Origin of the sequence: Enterococcus sp. AZ179 (assembly GCF_050498885.1) — a bacterium.
GTDB classification, from domain to species: domain Bacteria; phylum Bacillota; class Bacilli; order Lactobacillales; family Enterococcaceae; genus Enterococcus_D; species Enterococcus_D entomosocium.
In genome coordinates, this window is record NZ_JBMHEO010000001.1 from 2,695,929 (window position 1) to 2,710,833 (window position 14,905).

15 protein-coding genes are annotated in these 14,905 nt (G+C 44.4%); 12 read left to right on the plus strand and 3 right to left on the minus strand.

Annotation, left to right across the window (positions count from 1 at the left end; translation table 11 throughout):
• Positions 1–35: 35 nt before the first annotated feature.
• Positions 36–692 (plus strand): YczE/YyaS/YitT family protein, encoded by a 657-nt coding sequence (locus IGI88_RS12720; RefSeq protein ID WP_086316407.1) that lies wholly within the window; start codon positions 36–38, stop codon positions 690–692.
• 109 nt (positions 693–801) lie between these two features.
• Positions 802–2,064, plus strand: a complete 1,263-nt coding sequence (locus IGI88_RS12725) for a PTS sugar transporter subunit IIC (RefSeq protein ID WP_429960595.1) — start codon at positions 802–804, stop codon at positions 2,062–2,064.
• Positions 2,065–2,120: 56 nt separating this feature from the next.
• Here the strand turns inward: IGI88_RS12725 and IGI88_RS12730 are convergent, their stop codons facing one another.
• The 3 genes from IGI88_RS12730 to IGI88_RS12740 are packed head-to-tail and all read right to left on the minus strand — an operon-like array spanning position 2,121 to position 4,302.
• The gene (locus IGI88_RS12730; RefSeq protein ID WP_086317419.1) at positions 2,121–2,525 is read right to left on the minus strand and encodes an arsenic metallochaperone ArsD family protein; all 405 of its coding nucleotides are present in this window, start codon (positions 2,523–2,525) and stop codon (positions 2,121–2,123) included.
• Between the two features lie 50 nt (positions 2,526–2,575).
• A complete protein-coding gene (locus IGI88_RS12735) occupies positions 2,576–3,553 on the minus strand; it encodes an ABC transporter substrate-binding protein (RefSeq protein ID WP_429960596.1) in 978 nt (325 codons plus the stop codon).
• Entirely contained in the window at positions 3,550–4,302 is a 753-nt protein-coding gene (locus IGI88_RS12740) for a polysaccharide deacetylase family protein (RefSeq protein WP_429960851.1), read from the minus strand. The genes IGI88_RS12735 and IGI88_RS12740 overlap by 4 nt, the downstream gene beginning before the upstream one ends.
• Before the next feature lie 96 nt (positions 4,303–4,398).
• Here IGI88_RS12740 and IGI88_RS12745 point away from each other — a divergent pair, with 96 nt between their 5' ends.
• The 10 genes from IGI88_RS12745 to IGI88_RS12790 all read left to right on the plus strand — a co-directional run bounded on the left by IGI88_RS12745 (position 4,399) and on the right by IGI88_RS12790 (position 14,880).
• Positions 4,399–5,118: an ABC transporter ATP-binding protein gene (locus tag IGI88_RS12745; protein WP_429960597.1), complete on the plus strand. Its 720-nt coding sequence runs from the start codon at positions 4,399–4,401 to the stop codon at positions 5,116–5,118.
• On the plus strand, positions 5,115–5,849 hold the full coding sequence (locus tag IGI88_RS12750; RefSeq protein ID WP_270287949.1) for an ABC transporter permease: 735 nt from the start codon (positions 5,115–5,117) through the stop codon (positions 5,847–5,849). Before IGI88_RS12745 ends, IGI88_RS12750 begins: the two co-directional genes overlap by 4 nt.
• Positions 5,850–5,962: 113 nt before the next feature.
• Entirely contained in the window at positions 5,963–6,196 is a 234-nt protein-coding gene (locus tag IGI88_RS12755) for a DUF1858 domain-containing protein (RefSeq protein WP_010747746.1), read from the plus strand.
• Positions 6,193–7,506 carry a DUF438 domain-containing protein gene (locus tag IGI88_RS12760; protein ID WP_429960598.1) on the plus strand — a complete coding sequence of 438 codons (1,314 nt, stop codon included), beginning with the start codon at positions 6,193–6,195 and terminating at the stop codon, positions 7,504–7,506. The genes IGI88_RS12755 and IGI88_RS12760 overlap by 4 nt, the downstream gene beginning before the upstream one ends.
• Before the next feature lie 214 nt (positions 7,507–7,720).
• Positions 7,721–8,545 (plus strand): PRD domain-containing protein, encoded by an 825-nt coding sequence (locus tag IGI88_RS12765; protein ID WP_225869304.1) that lies wholly within the window; start codon positions 7,721–7,723, stop codon positions 8,543–8,545.
• Between the two features lie 97 nt (positions 8,546–8,642).
• Positions 8,643–10,544 (plus strand): beta-glucoside-specific PTS transporter subunit IIABC, encoded by a 1,902-nt coding sequence (locus IGI88_RS12770; protein ID WP_429960599.1) that lies wholly within the window; start codon positions 8,643–8,645, stop codon positions 10,542–10,544.
• A gap of 47 nt (positions 10,545–10,591) precedes the next feature.
• Positions 10,592–12,097 carry a sulfatase-like hydrolase/transferase gene (locus tag IGI88_RS12775; protein WP_016613611.1) on the plus strand — a complete coding sequence of 502 codons (1,506 nt, stop codon included), beginning with the start codon at positions 10,592–10,594 and terminating at the stop codon, positions 12,095–12,097.
• A gap of 18 nt (positions 12,098–12,115) precedes the next feature.
• On the plus strand, positions 12,116–13,228 hold the full coding sequence (locus IGI88_RS12780; RefSeq protein ID WP_196044060.1) for a radical SAM/SPASM domain-containing protein: 1,113 nt from the start codon (positions 12,116–12,118) through the stop codon (positions 13,226–13,228).
• Positions 13,225–14,001: a sulfite exporter TauE/SafE family protein gene (locus tag IGI88_RS12785; protein WP_429960600.1), complete on the plus strand. Its 777-nt coding sequence runs from the start codon at positions 13,225–13,227 to the stop codon at positions 13,999–14,001. Before IGI88_RS12780 ends, IGI88_RS12785 begins: the two co-directional genes overlap by 4 nt.
• 15 nt (positions 14,002–14,016) lie before the next feature.
• Positions 14,017–14,880, plus strand: coding sequence for a formylglycine-generating enzyme family protein (locus IGI88_RS12790; protein ID WP_429960601.1), 864 nt, complete (start codon positions 14,017–14,019; stop codon positions 14,878–14,880).
• The last annotated feature ends 25 nt before the right edge of the window (positions 14,881–14,905 follow it).

Sequence of the window (14,905 nt, forward strand, 5' to 3'; positions counted from 1 at the left end):
CTTAGAAAAGCAAAAACGAAAGTGTGGGAGAAAAAATGAATAAAAAGCAATGGATAGGATCAGGGATTTTTTATGGGCTGAGTGCATTCGGGATCAGCTTGACCATTAAAGCAAGCGTTGGGGTCAGTAGTTTTAATGCCTTGAATGTTACGCTGGCAACGATGTCAGGAATCAAAGTCGGCACCATCACAACAGCCATCAACTTGGGCTTTTTAGCTGCCTGTTGGCTATTGGATCGGCGGCAGACGTCCCTCAAACAAAAAGGCAGTGAGTACTTGATTATGTTTTTCGCTTTGCTGGCTTTCGGCTATTTGATCAATGGCTTTGTTTACTACTTCTTGGCATCGCTGCACTTGACGAATTATTGGAGCCAACTAGCTGCTTTGATCGGTGGGATCTTAATTTCTGGAACGGCGACGGGACAAGTCCTACGGTTGCAGGTCTTGAAATTTCCAATCGAGCACTGGTGTCATTTGCTGGCGCAACGCAGTCGTTGGACATTTAAGCAGTACCGTTATGGCGTTGATGCAGTCTGTATTTCGGGGGCACTCTTGCTAGCAATCAGTTTGGGCTTACCGCTAGCGGTGAGGGAAGGGACGGTCATTAGTTTCTTTTTGCTGTCAGGTGCCATCGCTTGGTCGAAGGAACGTGATTTGGCAGGGGCTTTACCCATTTGGCAAAGAAACAGTTAGCCAGCAGTATTCTTGGAATCGGGAAGGCGTCGAGTGTTTTAAAAATGCAGAAAGCGTTTTTTATGCTACTCTTATTAAAAAATCGAGATGTTTAGTAGGAGGAGACAGGATGAATCGGTTGATTGAAGGGTTTCAGGAAAATTTTGCACCAAAATTGGTTAGGATCAGTGAAAATCGGTTTTTAGTTGCCGTGCGCAACGGAGTCGCCGTTACGATGCCGCTGACGATTATCGGCAGTCTCTTTTTGATTTTGGCCAATATGCCTTTTCCTGGCTGGACCGAGTTTGTCGGGGAGTTTGGCGTCAAACTAGGCGCTGCCAGCAATTTTACATTTGGAATTTTGGGACTGGCCGCTTGTATCGGGATCGCCTACTATTTGGCGGCTTCGTATGAGATCGATCGGATCGGTTCTGTCGTGTTGGCAGTCTGCGCGTTTTTGCTGCTGCAGGCGGGGGAAGAATGGACGATCGATCCAGCTTCTTTGGGGGCGTCTGGTCTGTTTACAGGAATCGTCACAGCGATTGCGACAGTAGTGATCCATCGCTTTTTTCTCAAGCACCGCTTAGTTATTCGGATGCCAGCAGAAGTGCCGCCCGCAGTTGCCAAGAGTTTTTCGGTCTTGCTTCCCGGAGCTGCCATCATCACTGGTGCCTGGGTGATTCGGGTCTTGTTGGAATTTAATGTCAATCAATTCGTGCAAGCCATCTTTTCACCGCTGGCAGTTGGTCTAAACACATTGCCTGGGATGCTGTTGTATACCTTTTTGATTTTGTTGCTTTGGTGTTTAGGGATTCATGGCAGCAATGTGATGGGGAGTATCGGCGATCCGATTTTTCTAGCTTTATTAGCAGCCAATACCGATGCCTACACTGCAGGCGAACCGTTACCGAACATTTTTGCAGGCGGGTTTTATATCATATTTTTGTGCTATGGAGGCACTGGTTCAACACTGGGGCTGATCATCAACATGTTAGTTTCAAAGAAAAAAGCCTATCGTTCCCTAGGGAAGATGGCTTTGCCCTCTGCTATTTTTTGTATCAATGAGCCAGTCATTTTTGGGTTTCCGATCGTGATGAACCCTATTATGATGATTCCTTTCATCCTGACACCCCTTGTATTATGTGTCGGAACGTATTTCTTGTCGGTCACCAATGTCATTGGGCGAATCATGTTCAATCCACCGTGGACCACACCGCCCTTTATCAATACTTACCTTGCAACCGGCGGCAATATCCCTGCTGTTCTTTGGAGTATCGCTTCCTTACTGATTAGTGTGGCGATCTACTATCCATTCTTTAAAATCAGCGAACGAAGTTTAACGGAAGAAGAAAAAGGCGTTACCGACGCAGTTGCCGCGAAGGGGGAGAACTAAACGCTTATGATTGGCACGTGGTGCGTTGTTTTGTCTGGCAAAGAAAACAGTGGCTGCTACTCATCAAATTGCACAGTGATCCCAGATTTCGTCAATTGTTCCCATTCACGGATCGTTGGCAAGCGACCTTGGCAAAATAGCTGATCGTCGACATAAACGAGTGGCAGACAGCTGCGGCCATTGCTTGCTAATTGCTGCTTGACGGCTTGATTCGTATGAAAGGGGGCAGGATCTTCTGTAAAGAAGTATTCGTCGATCGTTAAAGGTTCGTTATGGAATGTTTGATGAGCCTGGGTCCTTTCTTCATTTATTTTTAACTGGTGAGTCAAGTGTGCTTCCCAAGTATCTTCTTTCTGGTCGGCATAAACAGCGATCGTTGGCATTAAATCAAATCCTTTCATGGCAGCTGATTTGTCAAAAGTATACCTGAATTTCTTGCCACGAGCAAAAAAGAGTGTCAAAAAGAAGTGAAAAGACAAAAAAGACGCATTTGCGTCTTTTTTGTCTTTTCTTATTCGTCAGCGGGTAAAAAATCGAAATTGGTCAACTCGTTGTAGGAATATGCTTTGTCGATTTGTCCTTTGTCTTTCGTCCAAGCAATGATCGCGTCGTATTGCTCTTGCGGTACAGCTTGGGCATAAGGATAGTCTTCCTGGCTGTCTAAGTAAGTACTCATAGCATCTGGAAATTGATAGTCTGCCAAGATGTCGGCATAGTCTTTTGCTGAATGAGCATTCATGTAATCAATGGCTTCGTTGTAAGCAGTGTAGAATGCTTTTAGGTCTTGCGGTCGATTTTGGATGACTTCGTCCATAAATTGCAGCGTCCCGCCTTTGATGCCAGCATCTTTAGAGCTGCCTAAAACAATCGCCCCTTGGGCAGCCAACATGCTGGCTTGTGGTTCCGTGTAAACAGCGCCATCGACTTGGTCATTGAGCAATGCTTCGGAACGGGCAGAAAAAGAAGCGATATCCACGATGTCATAAGTAAAATCATTTTCTTGTGCAAATTGATCCATGATGTATTCTAAAATGAAATTCGGTACAAGGGTGATTTTTTTATCCGCTAACCCTTTCATCTCAGTAATCCCTGAATTCGGTGAAGCGAGAATCTTGAAGTTTTCCAAAATATCAGAAGTGATCGTCATATCGATGCCGTTTTGCTTGAAGGTCGCTTCTGTCATGACATCGCTGATGGTACCATCCAGCTCGCCTGCCTGCACCGCCACATTGCGGTCATTCGGGGAAGTGAAGGATTTGAGTTCCACAGTCAATCCTTGCTTTTCGAAAAAGCCTTCTTCTTTTGCTAGAATGATCGGAATCGCTGATTCTGCTGGTAACACCCCGATCGTCAATGTTTGATCCGTTACCGCAGCTTCTGTACTGCTAGTGCTGGAATTGCTGGTACTTGCTGTTTCGCCAGTGTTGCCGCATGCGGCAGCGCCAACAGCGAATAGTGCTAGGATACTTGCTAAAATCGTTTTTTTCATTGGTTCATTTCCTCGTTTCTAAATCGTTGTTCAAAAGCAGCCGTTGGTAGTGAGAACGGGATGACTGCCCGATGGAGTTCCATTGGCTTGGTTTTTGTCGTATTGATGCCTGGTTTGGTTGTAAATGCCAGAACAAAGCCTTCCTTTTCTAGTGTTGCGATCGTCTGCTGATCATAAAAGCCAAAGGGATAGGCAAAAACATCCTTGATGGCCACGTGCTGATTGCAGCTTCGTAAGTCTTGCGCAAAGGCTGCCGGTGTTTCCCACATTGACCGCCCTTGCTGGTTCTTGCGTTCGTGAAAATGAGCGGTATGATTGGCATATTCGAAGACATCGCTCATTTCGGCTAATTCGGCACTGCTCAATGTCCGCGAAACTTCTGGTTCGTAAGGCTGAGGGGCATCAAAAAGCCAGCCGGTCACGACAAAGGCAGTGGCCTTGAAACCAGCTTCCTTCAACAGTGGGTAGGCATATTCTTTCATTGATTGATAACAGTCGTCAAAGGTCAGCAACACGGATTTTTCTGGTAGCGGCTGCTGCCGGAAATAAAAATCTTTGACTTCTGCAAGGGTCAACGTATGGTAATTTTCTGCTTTCAAAAAGTCGATTTGTTGTTTAAAATGAGAAGTGCTATTGAATAAGGGCAGAGGCAAGGCATCTTGATAGCCGTCTGCGACTTTGATCGGGCGCACCTGATCATAAAGTTCTGCTTCGGGACGTATTTCATGAAATACGAGGGTCTGAAACATCATAAACCATCCTTTCTTGTCAATCACGCAAAAAATAGTATAGCATAAAATGTGAAAACCAACACAAATAATTTTAAGAAAGAAGTTTATTCTCTGATGAGTATTCGATTCGATTCCGTTTCCTTTACGTATGGGGAAACCGTCATTTTTAAGGATCTTTCGTTTTGTTTTGAACAAGGAACGACCTATGTGCTGCTGGGAGAATCGGGGATTGGCAAAAGCACGCTTTTATCCTTGATCAAAGGGTTGCAGCGACCGCAATCAGGCACGATCACTTACCAAGGCTGTTCCCCTGACAACATCGAGGTCGTTTTCCAAGAACTGCATTTGTTTCCTTGGCAAACAGTTTACCAAGCACTGGAAATGCCGCTGCTTATCAATCAAACACCCAGTGAGAGCCGTAAAAAACGGGTCACAAGCTGTTTGGCGGAGTTGGGATTGACGCAGGTGCAGGACCGCTATCCACATCAGCTTAGTGGCGGTCAAAAACAACGGACCGCCATGGGGCGGGGACTGATCACACACCCCGATGTTTTATTATTGGATGAGCCGACTGCTTCGCTGGATCAAGAAACCAAAGCAAACGCCCAAGCCATGATCGCTGCCCAACAGCAGCGTAGACAAAACAGCTTGATCGTGGTGACCCACGATCCAGAAGAGGCAGTGTTTTTGGGGCAGACGATTTTGTTGCTAAAAGATCAGGGCGTTACGCCGATCAGTAATCCTTTTTATGGCCGCCAGCAGGAACGAGACTCATTGGCTTTTTATGAAGTCGTCTTGCAGTTGAAAGAACAAATGAGGGAGGCAAGGCAATGAAAACCATCAAATCTTTTGCTTGGGGCTTCTGTTCGTTTGTCGTGGTTTGGTGGGGTGTAAGCTGGGTGACCAACAATCGCTCACTGCCTAATCCTTTAGAAACAGCTGAACGTTTTTGGGCATTGCGAGAAGTCTTGCTGATCCACGCAGGTGCCAGTTTGCTGCGGGTATTTGCGGCGTTGAGTGGGGCGTTGCTAGTCGGGGTGCCGTTAGGAATCTTGATTGGGCGATCCCAAAGAGTGGATCGGCTGCTTGGTCCACTGCTTTACTTTTTATATCCGATTCCTAAAGTTGCGTTTTTACCCGTCTTTATGATTTTCTTTGGCTTAGGCAATCTCTCAAAAGTTCTCTTGATTTTTGCGGTAATCGTCATTCAAGTGATCGTCTCGATTCGTGATGCAGTCACAAAGATCCCACCAGCGTATTTTCAGGTCATGAAAAATTATACCAATCAATGGCGCCATGTCTTGCGCTTCGTTATTTTGCCCGCGCTTATGCCAGCACTTTTTGCCAGTGTGCGGGTCAGTATCGGGATCGCGTTGGCCTCCCTCTTTTTTGCCGAAAACTATAACACGACGTATGGTGTCGGCTATCTGATCTTAAGTGCGTGGTCAAAAATGGACTACCCACAAATGCTTTCGGGCATCCTCCTGATTGCTTTGATGGGCTATCTGCTTTTTGCCAGTATCGATTGGTTGGAAAAAGTGGTGTGCCGTTACCGACAATCTTAGAAAAAAATGATCGATTGATAAATGTTTGCGGCAGTTCGTGTATTTTTGAACAAAATGATTTATACTAAGGATATCTTATTGAGAATCATTCTCACTGAAAGGAAGACCTTACTATGAAAGAAATCGATCTGTCAAAAACGCTCTATGAACTTGTGGCACAATATCCTGAAATACAAGAAATCATGAGTCAACTAGGGTTTACGGCGATCAATCAACCAGGGATGCTGCAAACTGCTGGACGTTATATGACGATCCCCAAAGGTGCACAGATGAAGAAGATCCCCTTGGAAATGGTTTGTCTCGCTTTCGAAAAACAAGGGTTTCTTGTGAAAGGAGCGACGAAATGAAAACTAACAGTCAAAGACAAGAACGGATCGTCGAAATACTGAGTTTGCTTCACCAAGGCGGTTCCTTTGAAGAAGCTAAACGCTTGTTTAACGAAGAATTTGATGGTGTGGATGTGACGGAGATCACTGCTGCTGAAAAAGCTTTGATCCAAACGGGGTTGGACCCTTCTGAGATTCAGCGTTTGTGCAATATTCATGCTGCTGTTTTCAAAGGTTCGATCAACGAGATCCATCACTCCAATGAAGAATATGGGCAACCAGGCCATCCTGTGCATACCCTGAAATTGGAGAACCAAGTCCTGCAATCCCTGTTGGCCGATGAGATCGACAGCCTCTTAGCCAAAATCAAAACCGGTGATTGGACGCCTAAAAAGCGTCTACAAGCTGCCTGCAATGATTTAATGCAGATCGACAAACACTATGCGCGAAAAGAAACGTTGATTTTTTCTTACATGGAGAAGTACGGCATCACTGCGCCGCCAAAAGTGATGTGGGGTGTTGATGATGATATTCGGGTTATGATCAAAGCGCTCAATGAGCTTTTGGCATCCGAAAAAGCTGCCTATAATCCAATCGCTGTCCAATGGGAAGCAGTCAAAAACGAGATTGAAGAGATGATTTTCAAAGAAGAAGAAATCATGGTGCCTATGACGCTGGATGTCTTCAGTCTTAAAGATTGGGAACAAATTGCGGCTGACAGCTTTGACATCGGCTTTGCCTTTATCCCAGAACCGCTTCCTTGGAAACCGAGCCAAGAAGCCCTTGAAAAGGAACAGGCGGCAGAACCCGCACGGCAAGCGGCGATCAAACAAGCCCAAGAAACAACCGCTGGCATCGCAGCCGGTTTAGGATTCAATGACTTTCAAGTCACAGAATCGGAAGATTCGCCGCAAATTGCTGAACAGCCGACCGTTTCATTGCCTACTGGTAATCTGCAATTTGAGCAATTGGTGGCCATTTTTCAAACGCTGCCAGTGGACTTGACCTTTGTAGATAGTGAAGAGCGGGTGCGCTTTTATTCAGAAGGCAAGAGTCGCGTCTTTCCACGAACGAATTCGGTTTTAGGTCGTGAAGTCGTCAACTGCCATCCACCGAAAAGCATGCATCTCGTGCAACAGATTTTGGATGATTTTCGAGCGGGTACAAGGGAGACATCTGAATTTTGGATCGATATGCGGGGCCGTAAAATCTATATTCGCTACTTTGCATTAAAAAATGAAGCAGGCATCTATTTAGGTTGTCTAGAAGTCACGCAAGACATTACGGAGATCCAAAAAATCGAAGGGCAAAGCCGTTTGCTTGATCAGTGAGCAGTTTGGAGAAAGGCTGATCCGTGTCTATTTGAAACGAAGCAAAAAAAGAAAAATCAATAAAACGCTTGCAACGTTTCTAGAAAAATAGTATAGTAAAGGCAATCAAATGGGTAGTTACTGATAATGCAGGCTATACCTTTTTACGTGTGTATGGATCCTACACATGTATTAAGGTATCGCCTTTTTTCATTTTAAGGAGGTGAGAAGCGTCTTGAAGATCAAAAAAATCTTAAACAACAATGCAGTTTTGGTCGGACAAGATGGCAAAGATTTTATCTGGATCGGTACCGGCCTTGGCTTCAAAATGAAACCCGGGCAAACTGCTGATGAATCAAAAATTGAAAAAGTGTTTGTGCTTCATAAGAACAAAGTTTCCGAGCGATTTTTAAGTTTATTGTCATCCATTCCGACAAAATATGTGTCTTTAGCGGATGATATTATCTCACTTGCGAAAGCAGAAATAAAACAGGAGTTAAGCGAGACGCTGTATGTATCACTTACCGATCATTTGTATAATCTGTTCAAACTGCATGAACAAGGAATCACAGTTACGAACCGATTATCATGGGAATTAAAGAAGTTTTATCCGCAGGAATTTGAAGTTGGTAAAAAAGCATTGGAACGGATCGGACAAGAAACAGGGGTCGTCTTTGAGGAAGAAGAAGCAGGAAATATAGCAATGCATTTGATCAATGCACAAGTAACAGATGAGATTGATCAGCCAAAAGATGTCCAATCGATTGCAAAAAAGATTCGCGATATTATTTCACTTATTCGATTTTCTAACAAGATACAAATTGATGAAAACTCTTTGGCATTCGATCGATTTATCACCCATTTGCGCTTTTTTTTCCAGCGATTGAAGGCTCGACCAGATGTGGTAAAAGCAAATCCGCTATTGGGACACGTGAGCGGACAGTATGCAGACGCGTATAAGACGATGCTTTTGATTGAAAAGTATTTAGGTGTTCCCTTGAACGATGATGAAAAGCTGTACTTAACGTTACACATTCAAAAATTAATAGAGAACGAATAAAGGTTGTTACTGATAATGCAGGCAAGACTGATAATTATTCCATCAAGGAATAGTTATTTGTCTTGCTTTTTATTTTTACATTGAAAGGATGAGAACGATGGCATATCAAGAATTGGTCGATGAAATTTTAAAAGGAGTCGGCGGAAAAGAAAATATCAATGGGGTGACCCACTGCATCACAAGACTGCGTTTTGATTTAAAACATGAGGAGCAAGCAGACACAGAAACACTGAAAAAGACGAAAGGAATCGTGACAGTCGTTCAAAGCGGCGGTCAATACCAAGTCGTGATCGGCAATCATGTGCCAGAGGTGTACCAAGAATTTGTTCAACATGCAGGATTGGCAGGAAATGATGAGGCACCTTCGGGAGAAAAGAAAGGACCGCTGGATGCTTTTATCGATGTGATCTCCAGTATCTTTACACCTGTATTGGGTCTTCTAGCTGCCACAGGAATGATCAAAGGATTAAATGCGCTATTTGTTTCTTTGGGATGGATTGAGAATACGTCAGGAACCTATGCGATTTTGCAAGCAGCAGGTGATTGTTTCTTCTACTTCTTTCCAATCTTTTTAGGATATACCGCAGCGAAAAAATTTGGTTTAAAGCAATTTGTCGGTATGGCGATCGGTGCTGCCCTTGTTTATCCAGCCTTGTCTGGCTTGACGGCAAATGCCGAACCGTTGTATACCTTGTTTGCAGGAACCGTTTTTGAATCGCCTGTTTATGTCACTTTTTTAGGAATACCAGTCATTTTAATGAGTTATAGTTCCAGTGTTATTCCAATCGTCATTGCTACCTATTTTGGTGCCAGATTAGAAAAAGGCATTACAAAAATCATTCCTAGTATTGTACGGAGTTTCTTAGTTCCGTTTCTAACTGTCTTGATCATGGTTCCGCTGACTTTCATTGTCATTGGTCCGATCGCGACATGGATCGGCAATTTGTTGGGTGCGGCTGTGTTGGCGATCTATAACTTCAGCCCAATTATTGCAGGGATTGCAGTTGGTGCTGTTTGGCAAGTGTTGGTCATGTTTGGTCTTCACTGGGGGATCATTCCGATCGCAATCAACAATATTGGTGTTCTTGGTTACGACCCAGTGATGGTCTTAGGACAAGCGACTCCTTTTGCGACCGCAGGAGCTGTGCTGGCAGTTATTATTAAGTCTAGAAATAATTCTATTCGGGCAATCGGGATTCCCGCATTTATTTCCAGTCTGTTTGGGGTATCGGAGCCATCCTTGTACGGTATCACGTTGCCTAGAAAAAAACCATTTATTGCGACCTTGATTTCAGCATCGATCGGCGGATTGATCATGGGTGCAATGGGAACAAAATCCTTTATTATAGGTGGGATGGGTATCTTCAGTTTACCCAACTACATTGATCCGACAGAAGGCATTGGAAGCGGCTTTTATGGGTATGTATTAGCAATCACTGTAGCATTCGTCTTATCATTTATTTTAACGATTACTTTCTTGTATGATCCGCAAGAGGATCGGCAAGAAGCAACAGCTAGTAATAACGAAGCCTCGCCTTTGATCCCAGAAGAAAGAGCAGCGAAAGAAATCACTTTTTCGTTACCATTAACAGGCATCGTTTTGCCTTTGTCGGCAGTAGAAGATCAAGCATTTGCAAATGGACTATTAGGAAAAGGCTTAGCAGTTTCACCAGATGAAGGACTGGTTCGAGCACCTTTTGACGGAGTAGTTGAAACACTGTTTCCAACGAAGCATGCGATTGGCTTGAAGTCGGACGATGGCGTGGAAGTGTTGATTCACATCGGCATGGATACAGTGAACTTAGATGGTCGTTTTTTTGAAACAAAAGTCAAGCAAGGGGATCAGGTCAAGCAAGGAGAGGTATTGCTTACATTTGATAAAGAAGAAATTGAAGAGGCAGGATACTCGTTAGTGACGCCGATCGTCGTTACGAATACTTCCGCATACTTAGATGTGATCGCTGATGATAATCGAGGGGCGATAACGATCGTCAAGTAGTCGCAACGACCAAGAAAAGGAAAGAAAAGAAAGAAGGAAAGAATGCTATGCGAGCAATTATGCTGATGTTTGATACTCTGGCTAGAGATTTTTTATCAAACTACGGAAACGATTGGATCAACACGCCAAATTTTGAACGGTTAAGAGAAAAAACGATTACGTTTGACAACTTTTATGGTGGCAGCATGCCTTGTATGCCAGCGAGAAGAGAAATTCATACAGGTCGTTACAATTTTATGCATCGTTCGTGGGGACAATTAGAACCGTTTGATTCGTCAATTTTTGATACGCTGCAGCAAAATGGTGTCTATTGTCATTTGGTAACCGACCATTCCCATTACTTTGAAGATGGCGGTGCCACGTATCATAACCGTTATTCCACATGGGAAGGATTTAGAGGACAAGAAGGCGACCGATGGGTTCCAAGAAAACAGGCAGAGAATCATCCACCGCTGAATCCGTTAAATAAGAGTGGTATTTCTGTGGAACAGCATTTTGCGAATCGAACACGGCAAGCAGTAGAAGAAGACCTGTCCACGGTTCAAACGATCCAAGCCGGTTTGGATTTTTTGGAACAGTACAAAAATGAAGATCAATGGTTTTTGCAAGTCGAATGTTTTGACCCCCATGAACCATTTTATGTGCCAGAAACCTATCGCAAATTGTACCAGGAGACACCAAATGAATCACCTTACTTTTGGCCAAAATATGGTCGTGTAACAGAAGACGTTGGCGAGCAGGATTTGATTGAGCTGCAAAAAGAATACGCAGCGTTGATCAGTATGTGTGACCATCACTTAGGACGAGTGCTGGACTTTATAGAAAAAAATAATATGTGGGAGGATACCTTGATCATTGTGAATACCGACCATGGCTTTTTGTTAGGGGAACATGACTGGTTAGGAAAAAACGTAGCACCGATGTATGAAGAAATCATTCATCTGCCCTTTTTCATCAGTTACCCACAAGCTGAATCGGGAACCCATACTCCAGTATTGAGTCAAACCATCGATATTCCAGCAACTTTATTGGATTATTTTGAAATTGAGAACACCTTAGATATGGATGGCAAATCTTTGTTGCCTGTGTTGAAAAAACAGCATTCGCAACCGCTTCATCAAGAAATTATTTTTGGTACAAACGGCGGTCATGTCAATATCTACGATGGTCGTTATGTGTATATGCGTGCATCGGTTCACCCTTCGAATGGACCAATCACAATGCAGACGCTTAGTTATGCTTCATTGCGTGGTTTTTTGAATAAAGAGGTCTTAGACAGCATGGTCTTGAAAAAGGGCAATCGATTTACAAATCATTTTCCTTACACAGAAGTCGAAGTTTCCACCTATATCGATTCTTATTCGGTAGGCCACTTGTTGTTTGATTTAAAGAATGATCCAAAGCAGTTAACACCGTTTCATGACCCACTGATTGAACAAGAAATGATTCAGAAATTGATTAAAGTAATGAATCAGATTGAAGCTCCTGAAAGCGAGTATCAGCGCTTAGGTTTAAGCAATAGTCAGAGGCAGACAATCGCACAAAAGAAATAAAGAAGTGAGGAACAACAAATGAAACACATCTCCGTATTGATCAAGCCAGCATCCTCTCTTTGCAATCTGCGCTGCACCTATTGCTTTTATGCCAACGTCAGTTCCTTGCGCGAAGTGCGTTCCTTTGGCAAAATGAAAGAGGGTGTAATGGAAAAGATGATTGCAAACATCTATGCAGACTTAGAAGCTGGCGATCATTTGACGTTGGCATTTCAAGGCGGAGAGCCGACGATGGCAGGGCTGAGTTATTTTAGAAAACTAACGGCTTATGTTGCGGCGCAAAAAAAGCGAGTGACAGTACACTATGCGATCCAGACCAACGGCATGGTGATCAATGATAAATGGTGTCGTTTTTTGAAAGAGTATCGCTTTTTAGTCGGGCTGTCGATCGATGGGCATCCGCTTGCGCACGATCGGCATCGATTAGACGCCAAAGGGCGGGGGACCTTTGCGCGGGTTTTGCAGACCAAGCGATTATTGGACGCCTATCAGATCGAGTACAATGTCTTGTGCGTGTTGACAAATCCATTAGCAAAGGAAGCCCAGCGTGTGTTTGATTTTCTCAAGGAAGAGCAGATTGCCTTTGCGCAGTTCATTCCTTGTTTGGCTGATTTGGATGCCACGTCAACGAACGACTATGCCTTGACACCAAGAAGCTTTGCGCACTTTTATCAGCAGCTGTTGGCGTTTTGGCTGCAGGAATTGACACAAGGGCGCTACCTAAGTATTAAGCTGTTCGATGATTTACTAAATCTATTGGTGCGGCAGCAAGTAACTGCCTGTGGGATTCTAGGCAACTGCCAAGTGCAGTATGTGATCGAAGCCGACGGCAGTGTCTATCCTTGTGACTTCTATGTATTAGATGAGTTTCGCATGGGCTATATCCAAGAGCAAACGTTGCGGGAATTGTTTTCTCAAGACTGTTCGCAGCAGTTTTTGTGCCAGAAAAAAGACATGCCTTCGAAGTGTACGCAATGTCCTTTCCAAAAAATGTGCCGAGGAGGCTGTAAACGAATGAAAGATGCAATGTACGTGGATAGTGAGGGGTTTTGCGGCTATCAGGAGCTGTTAAAAGACTTCACACCCAGAATCAATGAGATATTGGGGCTGTTGCAAGGGGTGAGACAATGATCGGATTGATTTATTTTCTCGTGATCGTCTTAGCAAATGCCGTAGGTGCAGTTTCCGGCATGGGTGGTGGTGTATTGATCAAACCGATTTTCGATTTTATCGGCGCCCATTCTGTTGCTGCGATCTCTTTTTACTCGGCGACAGCTGTCTTCACGATGTCTATCGTTTCGACAGCTAGACAATTAGCCAGTGGACGGAAAATCAATTGGTCGATTGCCTTGTGGGTTTCTGGTGGTGCTGTGTTAGGCGGTGTTTTAGGCAATGTTGCCTTTGAACAGCTATTGCTGGTTTTTCGAGACGACAAGATGGTTCAGCTGATCCAAATCCTTTTGACCGTGCTGACACTATTGTTTGCTTTTTTGTATACAAAATATAACTGGCGCGGGTTTGCGTTGGAAAAAGTCGGCTGGTATGCAGCTTGCGGTTTGATTCTCGGTTTTCTAGCCAGTTTGCTGGGGATCGGCGGCGGACCCATCAATGTTTCTTTATTGATGTTGCTGTTTGCCATGCCGATCAAAGAGGCGACGATTTATTCAATTTGTACGATTTTTTTCTCGCAGCTGGCAAAAATTTTGACGATCGCTTTTTCGACAGGTTTTGGTGCGTATGATCTGCAAATTTTGTGGTTTGTTATTCCAGCCGCGATCGTGGGAGGACTATTAGGCGCCAAGGCCAGCAACGTCCTGTCACCGCAGCGAGTGACACTGGTATTCCAAACCGTGATCGTGCTGGTGTTACTGATCAATCTGTACAATGGCTATCAATTATTGTAAAAAGGAGGCAAACAGATGCCCACGATTCCAGCAGGAACTTATCGAATCGGCACGAATACGATGGACGGCTTTGCCGAGGATCTTGAGGGACCGCAAATCAGCCTCGACAGCCCAGCATTTGCCATTGATGCCACGACGGTGACGAACCAAGCTTTCCAAGTTTTTGTGGAAGCAACAGGATATGTCACAGAAGCCGAGCGCTTTGGCTGGTCGTTCGTTTTTCACTATTTTTTAAGTGAGCAAACGAAACACCGCAGTCAAAAGGTACCGAATATGGCTTGGTGGTACGCGGTTAGCGGCGCAGATTGGCGTCATCCTGAAGGACCTGATTCAACGATTGCCCAGCGGATGGATCACCCAGTGGTTCAGGTGTCTCGCAACGATGCGATCGCCTATTGCCAATGGGCAAAAAAACGCCTCCCGACAGAAGCAGAGTGGGAGATCGCTGCAAAAGGCGGGACAAGTTTTGAAAAATATCCTTGGGGAAGGGAATTTTTGGCAGAAAATACCTATCATTGCAATATTTGGCAAGGAGAGTTTCCAAAAAGCAACACGCGAGCAGATGGCTTTGCCAATACAGCGCCAGCGAAATGGTATGAGCCCAACGGCTTTGGTCTGTATCAAGTGATCGGCAACGTCTGGGAATGGTGCGTCAATCCTGCCCGCATCCCGTTGACGCAGTTTCAACAACAGACGGGACAAACCTTTTGGATAAGGAATCAAACACAAGATGATCAACTGTATGCGACTCGCGGCGGTTCATTTTTGTGCCATGAATCCTATTGCAAACGATACCGAATTGCCGCTAGAAATGGTAATTCTGGGATGTCGGCAGCCAATAATTTAGGGTTTCGGTGTGTCAAAGACTTGGATCAGTAAACCGATAAAAGCAAAAGTGGCACCT